Source organism: Mycobacterium sp. NGS24 (genome assembly GCF_059813065.1).
The window spans coordinates 89,811-107,632 of sequence record NZ_JCALDW010000015.1; the positions used below are offsets into that span (position 1 = coordinate 89,811).

A 17,822-nucleotide genomic window follows, 5' to 3' on the forward strand; every position below is an offset into this window, starting at 1 on the left:
CGGAAAGGGGGTAACGACTCACGTGACGCTGCGAGCTACCTATCCGCGGGTGGCGCGGACGCTGGAGAAGCCGGTCGGTGCCCTGGGCCGATTCGGCGATCACACGTTGTTCTACGGCAAGTCCCTCGGCGCGATCCCCTTCGCCGCCACCCATTACCGCCGTGAGATCATCCGGCTGATCGCCGAAATCAGCATGGGGGCCGGCACTCTGGCGATGATCGGCGGGACACTGGTCATCGTCGGATTCCTGACCCTGGCCACCGGCGGGACGCTGGCCGTGCAGGGCTACAGCTCGCTGGGCAACATCGGCATCGAGGCACTCACCGGATTCCTGTCCGCCTTCATCAACGTGCGGATCGCGGCGCCGATCGTCGCGGGCATCGGCTTGGCGGCAACGTTCGGTGCCGGAGTGACGGCACAGCTCGGGGCGATGCGGATCAACGAGGAGATCGACGCGCTGGAATCGATGGCGATCCGCCCGGTCGCCTACCTGGTGAGCACCCGGATCGTGGCCGGAATGCTGGCGATCACGCCGCTCTACAGCATCGCGGTGACGCTGTCGTTTCTGGCCAGCCAGTTCACGACGGTGTTCCTGTTCGGCCAGTCAGGTGGTCTGTACCAGCATTACTTCAACACCTTCCTGAACCCCATCGACCTGCTGTGGTCGTTCCTGCAAGCCATCCTGATGGCGATCACCATCCTGCTGATCCATACCTATTACGGCTTCTTCGCCTCCGGCGGCCCGGCCGGTGTGGGTGTCGCGACCGGCAACGCGGTCCGCACCTCGCTGATCGTCGTCGTGTCGGTGACCCTGCTCATCTCGTTGTCCATCTACGGCTCCAACGGCAACTTCAACCTGTCGGGCTAGGAGGGGTGGTGAACGAGAGGCGCGCGTATGTCAGTCCGTTGGTGGGCTTGGCGACCATCGGCGTGATCCTGGCCATCGTCGCCGTCGCCATCGGGTTGTTCAGCAGCAGCTTCACCGAGAGCATCCCCGTCACCGTCGTGTCGCCGCGGGCGGGACTGGTGATGAACCCGGAAGCCAAAGTGAAGATGCGTGGCGTTCAGGTGGGCAAGGTCGAAAGGATCGAAGAGCGGCCCAACGGTCAAGCCGTGTTGCACCTGGCGATGTACCCGTCAGCAATGCAGTTCATTCCGCGCAATGTGCTGGTCGACATCGCGTCGACGACAGTCTTCGGTGCCAAGTTCGTCGAGTTGCTGCCCCCCGAAAACCCCTCGCAGCAGAGTCTGCAACCGCATCAGGTGCTCGAGGGCAAAGGCGTCACGGTGGAGATCAACACCGTCTTTCAGCAATTGACGTCGTTGCTGGGTTCGATCGATCCCGCCAAACTCAACGAAACCCTCGGCGCGATCGCGGCGGCGGTGAACGGCCGCGGCCACAAGATCGGCCAAGCGCTGGCCGACCTGGACGCGTTCCTGGCCACCCAGGATCCCGCGCTGCCCGCGCTGAACCACGACCTGAGCGTGCTGCCCGCGGTGAGCAACGCCTACGGCGATGCCGCACCGGATCTGATGAGGGCGGCTGAGAATGCCACGCAGCTCAGCAAATCCATCGTCGAGGAACAGCAGAATCTGGACGCGTTCCTGATCAGCTCGATCGGACTGGCCGACATCGGCAACGAAGTGGTGGGCGGAAACCGGCAGGGCCTGACCGATGTGCTGCATCTGCTGCTGCCGACGACCAACCTGACCAACGAGTACAGCCCGGCGCTGACGTGCGCCCTGGGGGGCATGGCGGTGAACCTGCATGCGGCGGCGTTGCCCGAACCGATGATCAACGTGCTGGTCTATCTCGGTTTCGGCGCTGAGCGCTACCGCTACCCGGCGAACCTGCCCAAGGTGGCTGCGACCGGCGGTCCGCAGTGCCACGATCTGCCGCGGGTGCCCTTCGAGCACGCCCCGCCGTTCGTGATCGCAGACATCGGCGCCAACCCGCAGGAGTACGGAAACCCGCAACTGCTGTTGAACTCCGACGGTCTCAAGCAGCTGCTCTACGGACCGATCGACGGACCGCCGCGCAACAGCTTCCAGGTCGGAGATCCCGGATGAGCAATTCACGCGGAATGATCTTCAAATTCGGCGCCTTCGCGGTGATCATGGTGCTGCTGACCATCTCGTTGTTCTTCATCTTCGGGCAGTACCAAACCGGTTCCACGAATGAGTATTCGGCGCTCTTCACCGACGTGTCACGACTCAAGGAGGGTCAGACGGTGCGGGTGGCCGGGGTCCGGGTGGGCACCGTCAACAGCATCGAATTGCGTGCGGACAAGAAGGTTTTGGTCAAATTCGACGCCAACCGCAGCGTCGTGCTCACCGGCGGCACCAAAGCGGTCGTGCGCTACCTGAATCTGGTCGGCGACCGGTACCTGGAACTCCTCGACGGACCCGGGAACACGAGGGTGCTGCCGGCCGGCAGCGAGATCCCGATCGATCGCACCGCGCCGGCCCTCGACCTCGACCTGCTGCTGGGCGGACTGAAGCCGGTCACCAAGGGACTCAAGGCCGAAGACGTGAATGCGCTCAGCGCGTCGCTGATCCAGGTCTTCCAGGGCGAGGGTTCGACCCTGCAGTCGCTGCTGTCCAAGACATCTTCGTTCTCGAATACATTGGCCGACAACAGCGAATCGGTCCAGGCGCTGATCGACAACCTCAACACTGTGGTCGGCACCGTCAATTCCGAGGGCACGAAATTCTCCGGCGCCATCGACCGTCTCGAGCGCCTGATCAGCGGATTGGCAGGCGACCGCGACACGATCGGCACCGCCATCACCGCCCTGGACAACGGCACCGCCTCCATCGCCGATCTGCTCACCCGCGCCCGACCGCCATTGGCCGGCACCGTCGATCAACTGAATCGGCTTGCGCCGCTGTTGGATAACGACAAGAACGTCATCGACATCTCGTTGCGCAAGTTGCCGAACAACTACCGCAAGTTGACCCGGTTGGGGTCTTACGGCGCCTGGTTCCCCTATTACCTCTGCGGACTGTCGCTGCGCGTCTCGGACCTGCAGTACCGGACGGTGGAAGTGGGCATCAAGCACCAAGTCACGGGAAGGTGCGCCGAACCCGATGCTTAAGTACCGCGGAGCACAGCTCATTCGCGCCGGATTCCTCGGCGTCGTCTCGATCGTGCTGGTGATCGCCGTCGGGCTGTCCCCGGATGCGTTGATTCAACGGGCTACCGCCGTCCGCTACCAAGCCGTGTTCGGCGATGCCGGCGGTCTGGTAACCGGCAACGACGTGACGGTCTCGGGGATCAAGGTCGGCAGCGTGTCCGGGATGAAGTTGCAGAACGGCGATGTCCTGGTGACGTTCACCGTCAAAGGCGCTGTGCTACTCGGCTCGTCGAGTACCGCTCACATCCGGACCGGGTCGTTGCTGGGCCAGCGGGTGCTCACCGTGGAGTCCACCGGCAACGGCAAAATGCGCCCGATGGACGTCATCCCGCTGTCGCGCACCTCGTCGCCGTATTCGCTGTCCGAGGCTGTCGGTGATCTGGCGACCGACATCCAGGGAACCAATACCGACTCCCTCAACCAATCCCTTGACACCCTGGCGACCACCCTGAATCAGATTGCGCCGCAACTAGGTCCGACGTTCGACGGCGTTACCCGGCTGTCTGCGACCATCAACGGCCGCGACCAGCAGCTCAGTCAACTACTCAAGGGCGCGGCCGACGTCACGCACATTCTTTCCGAACGCAGCCAGCAACTGAACACGCTGATCCTCAACGCCGACGACCTGCTGTCGATGCTGGTGGAGCGGCGCCAGGCGATCGTGCGGCTGCTGGCCAGCACGTCCGCGGTGGCCAAACAACTGACCGGTCTGGTCCACGACAATGAGGCTGAGTTGGCGCCCACGCTGACGAAGCTGAACTCGGTCACCGCGATGCTGGAGAGCAATCGAGACAACCTCGGCAAAGCGATACCCGGCTTGGCCAAGTTCGAACTGACCCAAGGCGAAACGGTGTCCAGCGGGTTCTACTACAACCCGTTCATCCCGAACCTGTTCCAGTTCGAGTTCTTCCAGTGGTTGTTCGACTACGCATTCGGCTTCCGCGCCTACGGCGCGCCCGGTCAGCCACCGGACAATGCCGGGCCGCGGTCACTCCTGCCTTTCCCGTTCAATATGAATCCGGGCGGGTCGCGGTGATGCGCCGCCGAGGCTTCAAGATCGCACTGGCGGTCCTGTTGGTCGTGCTCGTCGTCGTCGGCGCCGGGGTCATGATCCGCAATACGTTCTTCCGGCCTACCACGATCACCGCGTACTTCCGCACCGCCACCGCGATCTATCCGGGCGACGACGTGCGGGTATCGGGCATGAAAGTGGGCACGATCGAGTCGATCGAGCCGGGGGGCACCCAGGCCAGAATGGTGATGCACATCGATCACGGCATCTCCATCCCGTCGGACGCCAGAGCCGTCATCGTCGCCCAGAACCTGGTGGCTGCGCGCTATGTCCAGCTCACCCCGGCCTACCGCAACGCCGGCGCCACGATGAAGGACGGCGCGGTGATCCCGGTCGACCGGACGGCCACCCCCGTCGAATGGGACGAGATCAAAGACCAATTGATGAAGTTGGCAACGGATTTCGGACCCAACAGCAGAGCATCGACACCGGCGGTGTCGCGGTTCATCGACGCGGCCGCCGACGCGCTGGGCGGCAACGGCGACAAACTTCGCCAGACACTGGCGCAACTGTCGGCGCTGGGACGAACCTTCGCCAACGGCAGCGGCAACTTCATCGACATCATCAAGAACCTGCAGACCTTCATCGGGGCCTTGCGCGACAGCAACATTCAATTGGTGCAGTTCAACAATCGGCTCGCCACCCTGACCAGTGTGCTCGACGACAACAAGCCCACCCTGGATGCGGCACTGACCGACCTGTCGACCGCCGTCGTGGAAGTACAGCGGTTCATCGCAGGCACCCGGGACCAGACCGCCGAGCAGATCACCCGGCTGGCCGACCTGACCCAGATCCTCGTCGACAACAAGATGGCACTACAGAATGTGCTGCACGTGGCGCCGAACGCAATCGCCAACGGCTACAACGACTATGACCCGGACGTCGGCAATGTCCGCGGTGGGGTGGGCTTGCAGAACTTCAGCAATCCGACCTTCGCCTACTGCTCACAGATCGGGGCCATCGAAAACGTCACCGCGGTCGAGACCGGAAAGCTGTGCGGTCTCTATCTGAGTCCGGCTCTGAAAGTGTTCAACCCGTTGATGCTGTTCAACTTCAACTACCTGCCGATTCCGGTCAACCCGATTCTGGCTCCGGCGTTCGACCCGCAGAATGTCGTGTACACCGAGGATCGGTTGAAGCCGGGCGGGATAGGCCCGAGGCCAGCGCCCCCCGAATTGCCGCCCGCGGTGTCGGCATTCAGCGGGCTGCCGGGCGACACTCCGGAGTATCCGCCACCGCCCGGTCCGCCGGCGCGGATACCGGGGGCGGCGATGCCGGAGCCGCCACCACCGAGCCTGCCCGTCCAACCACCACCCGTACCGAACAGCCCCGCGGACCTGCTCCTGCCCGCAGAGAGGCATTCCCCATGACCCCCCGGCGACAAGGCCGGCCGCCCGCGCCCGCCGCGCGGACCGTTCGCCGGGTTCTGGGCATTGCCGTCACCGTCATACTCACTGTGAGCGGGTGTGCGTTCAGCGGACTGAACTCGCTGCCGCTACCCGGTGCGGTGGGACGCGGGCCGGATGCCACCACCTACTACGTCGAGATCGCCAATGTCGGGACGCTGGAAGCGAATTCGCCGGTGATGGTCAACGACGTGATCGTCGGCAGCGTCAGCAAGCTGACCGTCCGCAACTGGCATGCCGACGTCGAACTCTCGGTGCAGCGCGGTGTGGTCATTCCCGAGAATGTGGTGGCCAGCGTCGGACAGACCAGCCTGCTGGGATCCATGCACCTGGCCCTGAACACGCCGCTGGGTCAGCAAGCGCACGGCAAGTTGCCACCCGGCGCCAAGATTCCGATCGATCGCGCCTCGACCTATCCCTCCACCGAGCAGACGCTTTCCTCGTTGTCGGTGGTCCTCAACGCCGGCGGATTGGGACAGATCGGCGACATCATCAACAACTTCAACGCCGCGCTCTCCGGGCACCCTGCGGAGATACGCGATCTGCTGCACCGGTTGGACACCTTCATCGGCACCTTCGACGCGCAGCGCGAGAATCTGGTTGCGTCGATCCAATCGCTGAACCGGCTCACCGGAACGTTGGCAGGCCAGCGTGACGTGATTACGCGGGCGCTGAACAAGATTCCGCCGGCACTGGACGTGCTGATCAGGGAGCGGCCCCGGCTCACCACGGCACTGAACAAACTGGGGACGTTCGGTGACACGGCAACGAGACTGGTCAACGACGCCGGGTCGGATCTGGTGAACAACCTGCGGAATCTCGAGCCGACGATCCGGGGGTTGGCTGATGTCGGGCCGGAACTCGATCAGGCCATCGCCTATGCGCCGACATTCCCGTTCACCCAGGGTTTCATCGATCGCTATGTCCGTGGCGACTACGTCAACGGCAACTTCATCCTGGACCTGACCAACTCTGGACTGCGCAAGAGCATCCTGCGCGGCACCCACTGGGAGCGGTTGGGCGCAGAGCCGGTGCCGGCGCCGGGAGACCCGCAGTATCTGCAGTTCCGGTACGGTGCACCCCCCGGATCGCCGGGCTCGTTCCTGCCGGGTCCACCGCCGGCTGCGGCACCGGGAGCACCCGGCCCGCTGCCGGGTCCGGCGCCCGCGGCGCCCGGCCCGCCCCCGGCGGGTGTGCCGAGCCTATTGGGGCCTGCGCCGGCGCCGGCAGAACAGGGTCCGCTGCCGCCGCCTACCGGGTTGCCACCCGCGGTCGCTCCGGTGCAGGGGGGTGGATAGATGCTGACTCGCTTCATCCGCATCCAACTCGCGATTTTCGCGATCGTCGGGATCCTCGGCATGGTCGTCATGGTCGTCCTCTACATCCAGGCGCCGACGCTGCTGGGCATCGGCAAGATCACCGTGACGCTGGAACTTCCCGAGAGCGGCAACCTGTACCGCTTCAGCAACGTGACCTATCGCGGGGTGCAGATCGGGAAGGTGACGGGCGTCGAGCTCACTGCGCGGGGCGCGAAAGCAACTATGCGGCTTGACAGTTCACCGAAAATACCGGCGAACCTGGATGCGGAGGTGCGCAGCCTTTCCGCGGTGGGCGAGCAGTACGTCGACCTGCGGCCGCGCACCAGTTCGGGTCCCTATCTGCGCGAGGGCTCGGTCATCGCCGCGACCAATACCCGCACCCCGCAGCCGATCGGGCCGGTGCTGGACCAGACCAGCGCCCTGCTCAACAGCATTCCGCAGGGCAAGCTCACCAAGCTGCTCGACGAATCGTTCCGGGCGTTCAACGGGGCCAGTTACGACTTTCAGTCGCTGTTCGACTCGACCTCGCGGATAGCCGGCGACCTCAACGGCGTCGCAGACCGCACGCGACGCCTCACCGAGGACACCGCGCCGCTGCTCGACTCGCAGGCGCAGACCACCGACAGTATCCGGCGGTGGGCTCACAGCCTGGCGGGTGTCACCGGCCAACTGGCGACCAACGATCCGCAGATTCGTAGCGTCCTGCACAACGGACCGGGGGCGTTCAACGAGGCGTCCCGGCTGCTCGACCAGATCAAGCCGACCTTGCCGGTGCTGCTGGCGAACCTGACCACGATCGGTCAGATCGGGGTGACCTACCACGCGTCCCTCGAGCAGGTGCTGGTGCTGTTCCCACCGTTCGTCGCGGCGATCCAATCGTTCGTCGGCAGCAACAGCCCTACCGGTTTGGCGACCGGTGCCTTCAACCTCATCATCAGTGACCCGCCCGCATGCACCGTCGGATTCCTGCCGCCGAGTCAATGGCGGTCCCCGGCCGACACCACGACCATGGACACACCGGACGGGCTGTACTGCAAGCTGCCCCAGGATTCGCCCATCGGGGTCCGCGGCGCCCGCAACTACCCGTGCATGGGCCATCCCGGCAAGCGGGCGCCGACGGTCGAAATATGCGACAGCGACCAGCCTTTCATGCCGCTTGCGATGCGGCAGCACGTCTTCGGCACCTACCCGCTGGACCCGAATCTGCTGTCCCAGGGGATCCCGCCGGACGACCGGGTCAACTTCAACCGGGAAAGAATCTTCGGTCCGATCGACGGAACGCCGATGCCGCCCGGGCTGGGCCCGGCGCGGGGATCGGCGATCCCGCCCAACGCCCCACCGCCGGCACAACTTTCACCGATGGGTGCGGTCGACCCCATCGCGCCGCTCGACACGCCTGCCGGCGCGCCCAGCCCGGCACCGGCGGCCGCGCCCGGTCCGCCGCCGGACCCGGCACCCGCAGCCGCACCAAGTGCGTTCGGGCGCAACGGATTACCCTCCGGGCCGGCCGTCGTCTTCGCCCAGTACAGCCCGGAGACCGGCAGCTATATGACTCCGGACGGTCAGGTCTACCGCCAGTCGGACCTGGTCGCGTCGAAGGCGCCGAAGACGTGGAAGGACATGTTCGCCATCTGAGGCGTTGTCTGCTCAGCCGATCCGGTCCAGCCGGAACGGCTGTTCGATGTACAGCGGAAGGTTCACGCCGCAGGCGCCACTTGCGGCACTGGTGCGCTCCCGCCCGGCGAACACCGTCGATTCGGGGTTGAGCGTATTGGCGCCGGTCACCGGGTCGGCGGGATAGAAGTAGATATTCGAGTGGCCGATGTACGAAGTGCCGTCCTCGCAGACCTCCCAGTTCGGGATGTCGCGTTTGACGAACCAGGTCGTTCCGTCGTGCATGTACAGTTGCGCGGTCCAGCCCTGGTCGCTGACCACCCGGCCGGCGCAGTCTTGAGCGGTCGAGCAGGACGAGGAGATGGTCCACGTGCTTCGGACCACGTCCTCATCGTGATACACCTGCCTGGTCTTGGCCCAGTCGCCGATCTGGGTGGCGGTGTAGGTCCCATTGATGGCGGGGTCGTAGGCCCATGCCGGCGGGGCTGTTCCTAGGCCGGCGACCAGGGTGGCCGCCGAGAGTGTCACAGCAGCCGCTGCACTGATCGGACGCATCATGAGTTGCTCCTCGACGCGCTTACTACCATTGAAATGGAGTCCGGACTTCACGATATATAAGAAGCGTGCTCACAAGCCTTCAAATTTTTCAATTAGCCACGAACTTTTGACTTTTTTCAACGTTACCCGAAGGCTGCTCGATGTCACTACTGGCTCCGGCTTTTCTTTGCTTGCCGTTTTTTGCCGGACGAAGACGAGCACCACCGCCGAATCGGGATGCAGTTCGGTCACTGCGGCTTTGACGACGGTCGCGGTGCTCGTCACTTGCGCGCGCTGCGTCGAGGGACTGACGATCTGGTCGGCGAACTGCTGGTAATAGAGCAGATAGTCGTCAGTGACCCGGGATTTGGCGTTCGTGAGGTCATGGCTCAGCGTGTCCGGTGAGTAGGAAAGCAGCGCCACCGCGCCGTCGCTGGCCGCTCCGATGACCTGGTGCGTGACGTTGCGGTCGGTCTGCCAATCCGACCGATAGGTTGCCAAGAAGTACCAGGTGGCGAATCCCGTACTGGTCAGCAGCAGCAGGGTCAGCACCATCGCGGGCCACTTAGCCAGCCAACGACGCGTCGGGTGCCCGTCCCGGCCGGTCGTCACCGGGCGGACCGACTTCTGCATCGCCTCGGCGTCGGCGGTCATGGGACGAACTCGACCTTGGCGATCTTGAGTCGTCCGGCGTCGGTCGCGACGTTGACGACCAGCCGCCAGGTCCGGATCTCCGGCTTGGACTGATCGGGCTTGGTGATCTCCGATCTGGCCGCGACCAGCACAACCGCGGAGTCACTGGTCATCGACTGCACCGCCACGGACTGCACGGATGCCTTGGTGACGACCTTTGATTCCTCGAGGGATCTGACCATGTCTTCGGCGCCCATCAGGACGCCGGCTTTGAACTGTCCGGTGGTCTCATCGGCGAAACGCTGCATGTCCGCTCTGGCTTTTGTCGAGTCGACCGACATCATGATCTGCACGGCGTTGCGGGCGACCGCAGCGAATTCGGCCGTCCTTTGAGTTTGCTGAACCACCCTTTGGTGATGCCAGATCAAATAGCCGCTGCCCGCCAGTGCGCCGCAGCTGACCAGAATCGCGGCGATGACGGCAAGAGTCCTGCGACCCGGGCGACGCGGCCGGAACCGGCGTGCCCACGACCGCCGTTCCTCATCCGGCGGATTGCCGGACCCGGTTGCGGCCCGCTCGGCCTGTTCGCGCAACGCGACTGCACGGGCTCGGGCAATCTCGGCGCGCGCTTCTGCTTCGGCGAGATCGTCGACGCCGTCGAGGAGGGCCTCGATCGGAATGTCGGCGTCGAGCGCCTCGGTTTTTAGCTCACCCGGCGGCATCGAGCACCTCCTCGCCTGGAATCACGGCGAGAGTCACATTAGCACTCGTACGGCAGATGCCCGCTCGGCCGGCGCACAATGCGCTCCTCTCGAACCAGGAGAATTTTCTTACCATCTGTCACCAAGGTAATGAATTTTCAGACCTACTGTGGCAAATTAAGTTGGTGCGATTCATTATCGGCGCAATCGCTGCATCGCTGGGCCTGGCGATGTCCGCGGGCCTGCCTGCGCCGCCCGCCGCCGCCGATCCCGCCAGTTGCGATTACGCGGACTGCACGCCGGGCATCGCCGGACACCAGGTGCTGGGTGCGCCGTGCGACAACACCACGTATTTCGTGTTCGGCACCGCGGACTACTACGTATCGTTCGCCACCGAGCCGGGACGGTTGATGTTCTGCGGCTCCCCGCGGCGGTATGAACCGCGCTGGTTCCGGTCACCGCCGATGGTCGGCGTCAAGCAGGAGAACGCCTCGTGCTCCGAATGGCCGACTTTCTATGTCGCACAGGCTCCGGACGGTCTGTTCCTGGTCTGCAACGCCCATGACGGTTTCCAACGTTGGGAGCGCGGCGACACCTGATCGTGCCGCCGACTCATGGTCGCGTGTTCGGGATGTTCGGCTGATCCTGGAACGGGCTCGGCCCGAAGTAGTCGTCGGTATGGATCGTGCCGTCGCGGTCGCGATGATGGGCATCGTGACACGTGGACGGATCGAAGTTATAGCCCCAAGCCGCCTCGTCATAGGGTTGGCCGGGGCACCAGTGATACCCCACCCACGGCCACTGCGGGTCGTCGGCCTGAGCGGTGGCGGCGCTCGCAATCATGAAGCCGGTGGTGATCATGATCGCTGCGGCAGCCAGACGACGAACTGTCTCCATAGAGGAACGGTATCTGAGTAACCGCGTCGTGAAAATGCGATCGGGCTAATCAGCGGCGGCGTCGAACAGACGCCGGGTGATCCGCAGCAGTTGGGTGCGTAGGGTCTGGTCGTCGATGTCGGCGACCAGCGGATGCACCACCCCCACCGCGATCGCACCCGAGAGCATGGCAGCCGAGACGCGCGCGTCCTCGGCAACGCCGTCGACGAGAACACCGTAGAGGCGCTCGATGAACTGCTGGAACGGCTGGTGATCGGCCAGCAGGCGGACGATGACGGGGTCGAACTGCAAGGTGCTTGCCGCACCGCGCCGCTCGACGGCAACCTCGATGACCCGGTCCAGCAGTACGTCGCGCGCCCGGGTCCGGTGATCGTGTGCTTCGGCGGCTTCCAGTGCCTCCTCCAGACCGCCGAGTTCACGCTCGGTGAGAGCGATGACGATCTGCTCCTTGGTCTTGAATTGGTGGTAGACAGCGGCTTTCGTGACGCCGATGGCGTCGGCGATCATCTGCAGTGAGGTTCCGCCGACACCGTTCTCACCGATCAGCTGCAGGGCGGCATCCAGGATGCGCAGCTGCGCGGGGCTGCGGGTGATGAACCGGAATCGGCTCGGTGCTGAGACCACGCAGTCAGAGTAGCCGATCGGCTATTGACGATGGGGTAGCCGTTCGGCTAGCTTCGCTGACGAGCCCGAAGGAGTCATCGATGTCCGATATCGGCGCTGCAGCCACCCCGCCACGATCACCCGCCGCGCGGCGAATCGATGGCGAGGTGATCCTGCTCTGGACGCTGCCGGTCCTGCTGCTCATCTGGATCGCGGCCTTCCTGTTGTTCCCGGGATTTCACCCGCCGATGTCTCCGTCGATGACGGCCGAGCAGGTGGCCGCGTTCTATCGCGATCCGGCTCATCTGCCCGAGATCCGGTACAGCATGATCGTCTTCAACTGGTTCGGCGTGTGCCTGGTGCCGATCCTGGTGCTGGTTGCGATGCAGATTCGCCGGATGGCTCATCGCACCCCGATCTTCTCCTACGCGATGCTGGGCTGCGTCGCCGGCGGCCCCACCTTGTTCCTGATCGCCAACGTGTGCTGGTTGCTGGCCGCATTCCGACCGGAACGGCGACCGGAATTGACGCAGTTGCTCAACGATTTCGCCTGGATCACCTTCACCATCCTGGTTCCCTACCTGATCGGGCAGAGCGTAATCTTGGCTCTGGCAATCTATTTCGACGATCAGCCGCGACCGGTGTTCCAGCGCTGGGTGGGTCACTTCAATCTCGTCGTAGCCGCGGCGCTGGTCCCGGCGGCGTTCGTGGGCCTGTCGTTGTCGGGTCCGCTCGCATGGGACGGCGTGCTGTCCTTCTGGTTGAAGAACATCGCCATCACCGTCTGGATCGTGGTGACCGGCGTGGTCCTGGCCCAGGCCATATATCGGGAACGATCTGAAAACCAAAGCCAGGCAATGACATTGGAACCCGCTTGAGCGCGGCGGTGGCGCTACCGGAGCGCTCGGCCGCACCGCGGGGCCCCTGGCGGCACCGGTTTGCCTGGCACCTGCGGCACAACCCCAAGCGCGAGCTGTGGTTGGCCTGGTGGACACTCGTCGTCTTCTACAACATCTTCTTCCCGGTGTTCTTCATCGTGGCCCAAGTCCAGCCGCCGCCCCAGCCCACCTGGGACCTGGCCACACAGGTGCACTGGTTCAATGAACGCCGCCTCGGCATCCCCATCGGGCTCGGCGTCATCTTCGTCATCTGTGGGATGAACGCGATCAACAACGCCCTGATCGCCTATTCCATGCGGCGCATGTCGGTGAGCCGCGCGTTCGGATACTCCTACCTGCTGATCTATGCGCTCAGCGCGGTGCCGGGCCTGCTCCTGCTCTGTATCGCGTTGATCGTCGGGACACTACGCCCGCACCGAGATCCCGAGGCGATCGGTTGGCTCTACGACTTCGCCTTCTTATCGTTCGACGGGACCATGGGGGTTTTCCTGATCGGGTCGCTGCTGTGGATGGTCGCGATACTGATCGATAAGAATCGGGTGTTTCCCAAGTGGTTCGGCTATCTCAATCTGTGCAACGCGCTGACCGAGGTCGTCGTGGCGCCGTGTTGGATCTTCGGGCGTGGCGTGCTGGCCTGGAACGGGCAGATCGCGTGGTGGTTGGACATGGTGGTGTTCGGCATCTATCAGGTGACCTTTGTCGTCATGCTCTTCCGGATGATCCGGCGTGAAGACTTCGGTACCGGACCGCTACCCGAGCTGCCCAGTAAGCGCGCGGCGGGACAGGCGGGCGCGTCATGACCGAGCTGGCCGGAGAAGACAAGCGCGCGACGTTCGTGCCGGGCCAGCCGGACATGTGGGCCTTCGTCCTGTTCGAAAGTCTGATATTCACCGGATATTTCGGCTTCTACCTGTTCTACCGGACCAGGAGCCCGGGGCTCTTCTTGAGCTCCCAGGAGCACCTGGATCTGCGCATCGGCGTGCTGAACACACTCGTGTTGCTGCTGAGTTCCTGGTCAGTGGCGCGATGCGTGCAGTCTGCGCGCGCCGGCGCGTATCGGGCAGCGCTGCGCGACGTTCTGGCGACGGCCGCGTTCGCCGCAGTCTTTCTGTCTCTGAAAGTTTTCGAATGGTCCCGGCTGGTGCATGCCGGAAACGGCCTGGACAGCAACGACTTCTTCGGCTACTACTTCTTCCTCACCGGCATTCATTTCGTGCACCTGCTCATCGGATTCGTCGTCCTCGGTGTCATCGGTTACCGCCTCCTGGGTGCCCGGCGTGGCACCGCCGACTCTCAAACACTGATTGAAACGTGCGCAACCTATTGGCACACCGTCGATTTCCTCTGGGTGCTGATCTTCGCGTTGTTGTACGTGGTGCGGTGACGCGGTGAAGCCCAACGCGCGGCTGCTGGTGGTGTGGGCGGTACTGGCCATGCTCACGTTGGGTTACCTGTGGATCGACCACTCCGTCCACAGCACCAGTGTGGTGCTCACGACCAGCGTCATCGTCATCGCACTCATCAAGGTGCGCATCATCTTTCGCGAGTTCATGGAAGTCCGGGAGGCGCCCGCACGACTGCGCCGGCTCACCGATGCCTGGGTATTGCTGATCGCGGCCGGATTGTTCGGCAGCTATTTCATCGGCCTGGCGATCAACTGACCGGTCGCCCGGCCGGTGGCTCCTGGGGTGTGAAGGTGAGGTGGAGCTGGTTGAGTCCGCGCAGGATGTAGGTGGGCTCGTAGGTGAATCGGCGGTCGTCGGCGGTGCCGTGGTGGGCTTCGTCGAGGTTGATGTCGGCCATCCGGTCCAGTATCCGTTCGATGGACACCCGGCCTTCGACCCGGGCGAGTGGGCCGCCGGGGCAGGAGTGCACGCCGCGCGCGAACGCCATGTGTTCGCGGACGTTCTTGCGGTCCAGCCGGAACTCGTGCGGGTCGTCGAAGCGGCGCGGGTCACGGTTGGCCGCACCGGGCAACACCATCACCACGGTGCCGGCCGGAATGTCCACTCCGCCAACCTGGGTCGACCTGCGCGCCAATCGCGAATCACTCTTGACCGGGCTCTCCATGCGCAGGGATTCCTCGATGAACCCCGGAATCAGGCTGCGGTTGTCGCGGAGTTGCTGCTGGATGTCCGGACGGTTGCCGATCACCTGCAGTGCGGCGCTGAGCAGCTTTGCCGTGGTCTCCTGGCCGGCGGCGAACAGGAAGGTGGCTGACCGGACGACGTCGATGACCTCCGGCGTCGTCCCGTCCGGATACTTGGCGGTGGCCAGCGCGGTCAGGACGTCTTCGCGCGGGTGCGCGCGGCGGTCCTCGATGTAGGCCGAGAATTTGTCGTCGAGCCACTCCAGCGGATTGACGCCCACCGATTCGTGGTCCAGGGCCCCGACGCGGCCGGGACGGTCGGCGCCCAGTACCACCCGGAATTCTTTGTGGTCCTCCTCCGGGACGCCGAGCAGATCGGCGATCACCAACGTGGCAAACGGTTTTGAGTATTCACCGATGAATTCGCAGTTGCCGTTGACCAGGAACTCGTCGAGTTGGCGGTCAGCGAGGCGCCACATGAATTCCTCGTTCTGCTTGAGTCGGCTCGGCGTCAGCAGCCTGCTCAAAATCGACCGCGCCCGGCTGTGGTCCGGCGGGTCCATGGTGACCATGTGCTCGAACATCGGGAAACAGTGCCGGTGCTCGTCGATCTGATGGTTGATGTCGTCGCCGTCGGGCTGGAACGGCAGCGGCGGGAACGGCCCGCCGAGCGCGACGCAGTTGGAGAACGAGTCGGTGTCCTTGTAGACCGCCGTCGCCTCTTCGTAGCCGGTGACGGCGACGACCCCATAGTGCGGCAGACGCAGCACCGGGTTCTGGGCGCGCAGGTAATCGAAGTAGGTGTACGGGTCGGGTACCAGCGACGGATCGGTGAAGAAATCAATGGTGTCGTAATCGCTCATCGTGCATTCCTCCCGAAGCCGGCCCGCAGCACCGTGTCGCCAATTGGTCAGTCGGCGACGAGAGCTGGCGTCGCCCGATTAGAACGTCTGCTGAGCACCTGCTTAGCATGGCGGTATTGTCGTGGTCAAGATCACTGCGCCGGTACCGAACCGTGTCGCGGATACGATCGGCCTGATCGTCGGGCGAGCGCAGAGAGGACGGGTACGGCATGACATCGGCCCGCAGGATCGGGGCGCCGGACGCGAAGAATCGCGGCCTGCTGCTCGACGCGGCCGAACAGTTGATGATCGAGGAGGGCTACGCGGCGGTGACGTCGCGGCGGCTCGCCAACAAGGCCGGACTCAAACCGCAGCTGGTGCACTACTACTTCCGCACCATGGAGGACCTGTTTCTGGCCGTCTTCCGGCGCCGCGCCGAGGAAGGGCTGCAGGCCCAGGCGCAGTTGCTGCAGTTGCCGCAACCGCTGTGGGCGCTGTGGCGATTCGGCACCGATCCCGGGTTCACGCGTATCTCGATGGAATTCATGGCGCTGGCCAACCACCGCAAAGAGATGCGCGCCGAAATCGCCTACTACGCCGACCGTTTTCGCGACGAACAACGCCAGGTGGTGTCGGCTGCCATGCAACGGTACGAGGCGCAGGGCAAGCTGAATACCGATTTCGTGCCGCCGGTGGTTTTCACCGTGCTGATGACCAGCCTGTCGCGGTTCCTGGTGCTCGAGCAGGCGATGGGTGTGTCGGTGGGTCACCCGGAGACGCTGAAGTTCGTCGAACATCACCTGCGCAGGTTGGAAGGCGAGCCGCAGCCGATCGCGGACATCCCGCCGACCTGGGTGGTTCACCAGGTGCGCAGCGAACAGAGCACCCCACGTTCTCCATCCTTGGACACCACCACCGCGCCGTCGACCGACAAGGTGCAGTGAAAGCCCGGAAAGCCGGGTTGACGCTGCATGCTGACGCTGACCATCGCCCAGTGCGCGGGATCCACCAGCATTACCGTCTGACTCCACGGCCGTCCCGGGGCGATATCGGCCTGCACATTCGGCGTGAACGGGTAGGGGTTGTGGCTGTAGTCCGAAAACTTCGCCGGATCCTGGTCCTGGTAGTAGATATCGGCGTAGGCCGGGTTGTTGGCGGTGATGGTGTAGACGACCCGGTGCGCGGGCGGCGGGTCGTCGTCAGCCCGTGCCGTGCCGGTGCCGGCCGCTATACCGGAGCCGGCCAGCAGAACCGCTGACAGCAGCGCTGCTCCGATGCCCAGTTGCGGCGTTGCCCTGGTCGTCATATCGCTCCTCCGGCTGCTGGGCGCGGATTGGCTTTGCGGTTCATGACTAGTGCTGCGGCCTGCCAGTGCGGGTCGGCCACCCACAGCCGTGCAAACGATGCTATCGCCTCATCAGGGGAAACTCCGCTGATTACCCGTTTTATCTCGGCGGCCGGACGGCGGGCGAGGGATCTGGCGACCGAGCGCCAGCCCTGGTCGGCCGAGTCGAAGGATGCCCGCGGTAAGACCACATCCACCAGTCCGAGGCGTTCGGCCTCGACGGCATCGACTGCGGTCCCGCTACCGGCCAACAGCAGGGCCCTGCTTTTGCCGACCAGCGCGGCCAGACGTTCGGCGCCGCCCCACGCCGGCATGATTTCGAGTTGCACCTGATTGAAGGCGATCTTGATGTCGTCGGCGGCCACCCGGATGTCGGCGGCCACCGCGACCTCGGCGCCGCCGCCGAAGGCGTGCCCGTTCATCGCCGCGACCACTGGCGCCGGGAACCCGGCGATCCGGTCGCACAGCGTGCGCATCCGGCGGGCCATCGCCGCGGCTTCGTCCTCGGTCCGTAGCGCGCTGAGCTCCTTGAGATCTCCGCCGGAGACGAAAGCCCGGTCGCCGGCACCCGTGATCACCAGTGCCAACGCCCCGCTCGCGCCGTCGAGCGCATGGTCGAGCTGGTCCATGGTTTCCAGCGAGATGGCATTGCGTGCGTGCGGCCGATCGATGGTCAGCACTGCCACCCCGGTCTCGGCGTCGTCGAAATCCAGGTCCACCATGCGTGT

21 protein-coding genes are annotated in these 17,822 nt (G+C 64.5%); 13 read left to right on the forward strand and 8 right to left on the reverse strand.

Annotated elements, in window-relative coordinates; genetic code table 11:
• The first annotated feature begins 22 nt into the window (after positions 1 to 22).
• Genes AC5Y6Y_RS18775 through AC5Y6Y_RS18805 form a run of 7 tightly spaced genes read left to right on the forward strand, consistent with a single transcriptional unit; the run spans position 23 to position 8,569 of the window.
• A complete protein-coding gene (locus tag AC5Y6Y_RS18775; protein WP_463827275.1) occupies positions 23 to 868 on the forward strand; it encodes an ABC transporter permease in 846 nt (281 codons plus the stop codon).
• Between the two features lie 8 nt (positions 869 to 876).
• Complete coding sequence (locus AC5Y6Y_RS18780; protein ID WP_463827276.1) at positions 877 to 2,070, forward strand: MCE family protein; 1,194 nt, start codon at positions 877 to 879, stop codon at positions 2,068 to 2,070.
• Positions 2,067 to 3,098: an MCE family protein gene (locus tag AC5Y6Y_RS18785; protein ID WP_463827277.1), complete on the forward strand. Its 1,032-nt coding sequence runs from the start codon at positions 2,067 to 2,069 to the stop codon at positions 3,096 to 3,098. Before AC5Y6Y_RS18780 ends, AC5Y6Y_RS18785 begins: the two co-directional genes overlap by 4 nt.
• Positions 3,091 to 4,173 (forward strand): MCE family protein, encoded by a 1,083-nt coding sequence (locus tag AC5Y6Y_RS18790; RefSeq protein WP_499919190.1) that lies wholly within the window; start codon positions 3,091 to 3,093, stop codon positions 4,171 to 4,173. Before AC5Y6Y_RS18785 ends, AC5Y6Y_RS18790 begins: the two co-directional genes overlap by 8 nt.
• Entirely contained in the window at positions 4,173 to 5,579 is a 1,407-nt protein-coding gene (locus AC5Y6Y_RS18795; protein ID WP_463827279.1) for an MCE family protein, read from the forward strand. Before AC5Y6Y_RS18790 ends, AC5Y6Y_RS18795 begins: the two co-directional genes overlap by 1 nt.
• Positions 5,576 to 6,913 carry an MCE family protein gene (locus tag AC5Y6Y_RS18800; RefSeq protein WP_499930134.1) on the forward strand — a complete coding sequence of 446 codons (1,338 nt, stop codon included), beginning with the start codon at positions 5,576 to 5,578 and terminating at the stop codon, positions 6,911 to 6,913. Before AC5Y6Y_RS18795 ends, AC5Y6Y_RS18800 begins: the two co-directional genes overlap by 4 nt.
• Positions 6,914 to 8,569 (forward strand): MCE family protein, encoded by a 1,656-nt coding sequence (locus tag AC5Y6Y_RS18805; RefSeq protein WP_499924849.1) that lies wholly within the window; start codon positions 6,914 to 6,916, stop codon positions 8,567 to 8,569. It abuts the gene before it with no gap.
• A gap of 12 nt (positions 8,570 to 8,581) precedes the next feature.
• On the opposite strand, the gene AC5Y6Y_RS18810 is transcribed toward AC5Y6Y_RS18805, so the two are convergent.
• The 3 genes from AC5Y6Y_RS18810 to AC5Y6Y_RS18820 all read right to left on the reverse strand — a co-directional run bounded on the left by AC5Y6Y_RS18810 (position 8,582) and on the right by AC5Y6Y_RS18820 (position 10,440).
• Positions 8,582 to 9,106 (reverse strand): Rv2253/PknI dimerization domain-containing protein, encoded by a 525-nt coding sequence (locus AC5Y6Y_RS18810; RefSeq protein ID WP_463827282.1) that lies wholly within the window; start codon positions 9,104 to 9,106, stop codon positions 8,582 to 8,584.
• Positions 9,107 to 9,175: 69 nt separating this feature from the next.
• Positions 9,176 to 9,739: a twin-arginine translocation pathway signal gene (locus AC5Y6Y_RS18815; RefSeq protein ID WP_463827283.1), complete on the reverse strand. Its 564-nt coding sequence runs from the start codon at positions 9,737 to 9,739 to the stop codon at positions 9,176 to 9,178.
• The gene (locus tag AC5Y6Y_RS18820; RefSeq protein WP_499930135.1) at positions 9,736 to 10,440 is read right to left on the reverse strand and encodes an Rv1363c family protein; all 705 of its coding nucleotides are present in this window, start codon (positions 10,438 to 10,440) and stop codon (positions 9,736 to 9,738) included. The genes AC5Y6Y_RS18815 and AC5Y6Y_RS18820 overlap by 4 nt, the downstream gene beginning before the upstream one ends.
• A gap of 164 nt (positions 10,441 to 10,604) precedes the next feature.
• On the opposite strand from AC5Y6Y_RS18820, the gene AC5Y6Y_RS18825 reads away from it, so the two are divergent.
• Positions 10,605 to 11,018 (forward strand): hypothetical protein, encoded by a 414-nt coding sequence (locus AC5Y6Y_RS18825; protein WP_463827285.1) that lies wholly within the window; start codon positions 10,605 to 10,607, stop codon positions 11,016 to 11,018.
• Positions 11,019 to 11,031: 13 nt separating this feature from the next.
• Here the strand turns inward: AC5Y6Y_RS18825 and AC5Y6Y_RS18830 are convergent, their stop codons facing one another.
• Complete coding sequence (locus tag AC5Y6Y_RS18830; protein WP_463827286.1) at positions 11,032 to 11,316, reverse strand: Mtp family mycobacterial-type pilin; 285 nt, start codon at positions 11,314 to 11,316, stop codon at positions 11,032 to 11,034.
• Between the two features lie 45 nt (positions 11,317 to 11,361).
• A complete protein-coding gene (locus AC5Y6Y_RS18835; protein WP_499930136.1) occupies positions 11,362 to 11,940 on the reverse strand; it encodes a TetR/AcrR family transcriptional regulator in 579 nt (192 codons plus the stop codon).
• An 80-nt stretch (positions 11,941 to 12,020) separates the two neighbouring features.
• Here AC5Y6Y_RS18835 and AC5Y6Y_RS18840 point away from each other — a divergent pair, with 80 nt between their 5' ends.
• The 4 genes from AC5Y6Y_RS18840 to AC5Y6Y_RS18855 are packed head-to-tail and all read left to right on the forward strand — an operon-like array spanning position 12,021 to position 14,479.
• Complete coding sequence (locus AC5Y6Y_RS18840; RefSeq protein ID WP_499930137.1) at positions 12,021 to 12,797, forward strand: hypothetical protein; 777 nt, start codon at positions 12,021 to 12,023, stop codon at positions 12,795 to 12,797.
• Positions 12,798 to 12,805: 8 nt separating this feature from the next.
• Complete coding sequence (locus tag AC5Y6Y_RS18845) at positions 12,806 to 13,618, forward strand: hypothetical protein (protein WP_499930147.1); 813 nt, start codon at positions 12,806 to 12,808, stop codon at positions 13,616 to 13,618.
• Positions 13,615 to 14,202 carry a cytochrome c oxidase subunit 3 family protein gene (locus AC5Y6Y_RS18850; protein WP_499924839.1) on the forward strand — a complete coding sequence of 196 codons (588 nt, stop codon included), beginning with the start codon at positions 13,615 to 13,617 and terminating at the stop codon, positions 14,200 to 14,202. Before AC5Y6Y_RS18845 ends, AC5Y6Y_RS18850 begins: the two co-directional genes overlap by 4 nt.
• Positions 14,203 to 14,206: 4 nt before the next feature.
• The gene (locus AC5Y6Y_RS18855; protein ID WP_499930138.1) at positions 14,207 to 14,479 is read left to right on the forward strand and encodes a cytochrome C oxidase subunit IV family protein; all 273 of its coding nucleotides are present in this window, start codon (positions 14,207 to 14,209) and stop codon (positions 14,477 to 14,479) included.
• Here AC5Y6Y_RS18855 and AC5Y6Y_RS18860 read toward each other — a convergent pair.
• Entirely contained in the window at positions 14,472 to 15,770 is a 1,299-nt protein-coding gene (locus tag AC5Y6Y_RS18860) for a cytochrome P450 (RefSeq protein ID WP_463827292.1), read from the reverse strand. The two genes, AC5Y6Y_RS18855 and AC5Y6Y_RS18860, sit on opposite strands and share 8 nt — an antisense overlap.
• A gap of 209 nt (positions 15,771 to 15,979) precedes the next feature.
• Between AC5Y6Y_RS18860 and AC5Y6Y_RS18865 the strand changes: the two genes are divergently transcribed.
• The gene (locus tag AC5Y6Y_RS18865; protein WP_463827293.1) at positions 15,980 to 16,693 is read left to right on the forward strand and encodes a TetR/AcrR family transcriptional regulator; all 714 of its coding nucleotides are present in this window, start codon (positions 15,980 to 15,982) and stop codon (positions 16,691 to 16,693) included.
• On the opposite strand, the gene AC5Y6Y_RS18870 is transcribed toward AC5Y6Y_RS18865, so the two are convergent.
• Together AC5Y6Y_RS18870 and AC5Y6Y_RS18875 are read right to left on the reverse strand one after the other, a co-directional pair.
• The gene (locus AC5Y6Y_RS18870) at positions 16,609 to 17,055 is read right to left on the reverse strand and encodes an Rv2576c family protein (RefSeq protein WP_463827294.1); all 447 of its coding nucleotides are present in this window, start codon (positions 17,053 to 17,055) and stop codon (positions 16,609 to 16,611) included. The two genes, AC5Y6Y_RS18865 and AC5Y6Y_RS18870, sit on opposite strands and share 85 nt — an antisense overlap.
• Positions 17,052 to 17,816, reverse strand: a complete 765-nt coding sequence (locus AC5Y6Y_RS18875; RefSeq protein ID WP_463827295.1) for an enoyl-CoA hydratase/isomerase family protein — start codon at positions 17,814 to 17,816, stop codon at positions 17,052 to 17,054. Before AC5Y6Y_RS18875 ends, AC5Y6Y_RS18870 begins: the two co-directional genes overlap by 4 nt.
• Positions 17,817 to 17,822 lie beyond the last annotated feature (6 nt).

Bases quoted from the DNA above. Each gene is read 5' to 3' on its own strand.
- AC5Y6Y_RS18785 (WP_463827277.1), top strand. From the start codon at position 2,067: ATGAGCAATTCACGCGGAATGATCTTCAAATTCGGCGCCTTCGCGGTG.
- AC5Y6Y_RS18790 (WP_499919190.1), top strand. From the start codon at position 3,091: ATGCTTAAGTACCGCGGAGCACAGCTCATTCGCGCCGGATTCCTCGGC.
- AC5Y6Y_RS18795 (WP_463827279.1), top strand. From the start codon at position 4,173: ATGCGCCGCCGAGGCTTCAAGATCGCACTGGCGGTCCTGTTGGTCGTG.
- AC5Y6Y_RS18800 (WP_499930134.1), top strand. From the start codon at position 5,576: ATGACCCCCCGGCGACAAGGCCGGCCGCCCGCGCCCGCCGCGCGGACC.
- AC5Y6Y_RS18805 (WP_499924849.1), top strand. From the start codon at position 6,914: ATGCTGACTCGCTTCATCCGCATCCAACTCGCGATTTTCGCGATCGTC.
- AC5Y6Y_RS18810 (WP_463827282.1), bottom strand. From the start codon at position 9,106: ATGATGCGTCCGATCAGTGCAGCGGCTGCTGTGACACTCTCGGCGGCC.
- AC5Y6Y_RS18815 (WP_463827283.1), bottom strand. From the start codon at position 9,739: ATGACCGCCGACGCCGAGGCGATGCAGAAGTCGGTCCGCCCGGTGACG.
- AC5Y6Y_RS18820 (WP_499930135.1), bottom strand. From the start codon at position 10,440: ATGCCGCCGGGTGAGCTAAAAACCGAGGCGCTCGACGCCGACATTCCG.
- AC5Y6Y_RS18830 (WP_463827286.1), bottom strand. From the start codon at position 11,316: ATGGAGACAGTTCGTCGTCTGGCTGCCGCAGCGATCATGATCACCACC.
- AC5Y6Y_RS18840 (WP_499930137.1), top strand. From the start codon at position 12,021: ATGTCCGATATCGGCGCTGCAGCCACCCCGCCACGATCACCCGCCGCG.
- AC5Y6Y_RS18850 (WP_499924839.1), top strand. From the start codon at position 13,615: ATGACCGAGCTGGCCGGAGAAGACAAGCGCGCGACGTTCGTGCCGGGC.
- AC5Y6Y_RS18860 (WP_463827292.1), bottom strand. From the start codon at position 15,770: ATGAGCGATTACGACACCATTGATTTCTTCACCGATCCGTCGCTGGTA.
- AC5Y6Y_RS18865 (WP_463827293.1), top strand. From the start codon at position 15,980: ATGACATCGGCCCGCAGGATCGGGGCGCCGGACGCGAAGAATCGCGGC.
- AC5Y6Y_RS18870 (WP_463827294.1), bottom strand. From the start codon at position 17,055: ATGACGACCAGGGCAACGCCGCAACTGGGCATCGGAGCAGCGCTGCTG.
- AC5Y6Y_RS18875 (WP_463827295.1), bottom strand. From the start codon at position 17,816: ATGGTGGACCTGGATTTCGACGACGCCGAGACCGGGGTGGCAGTGCTG.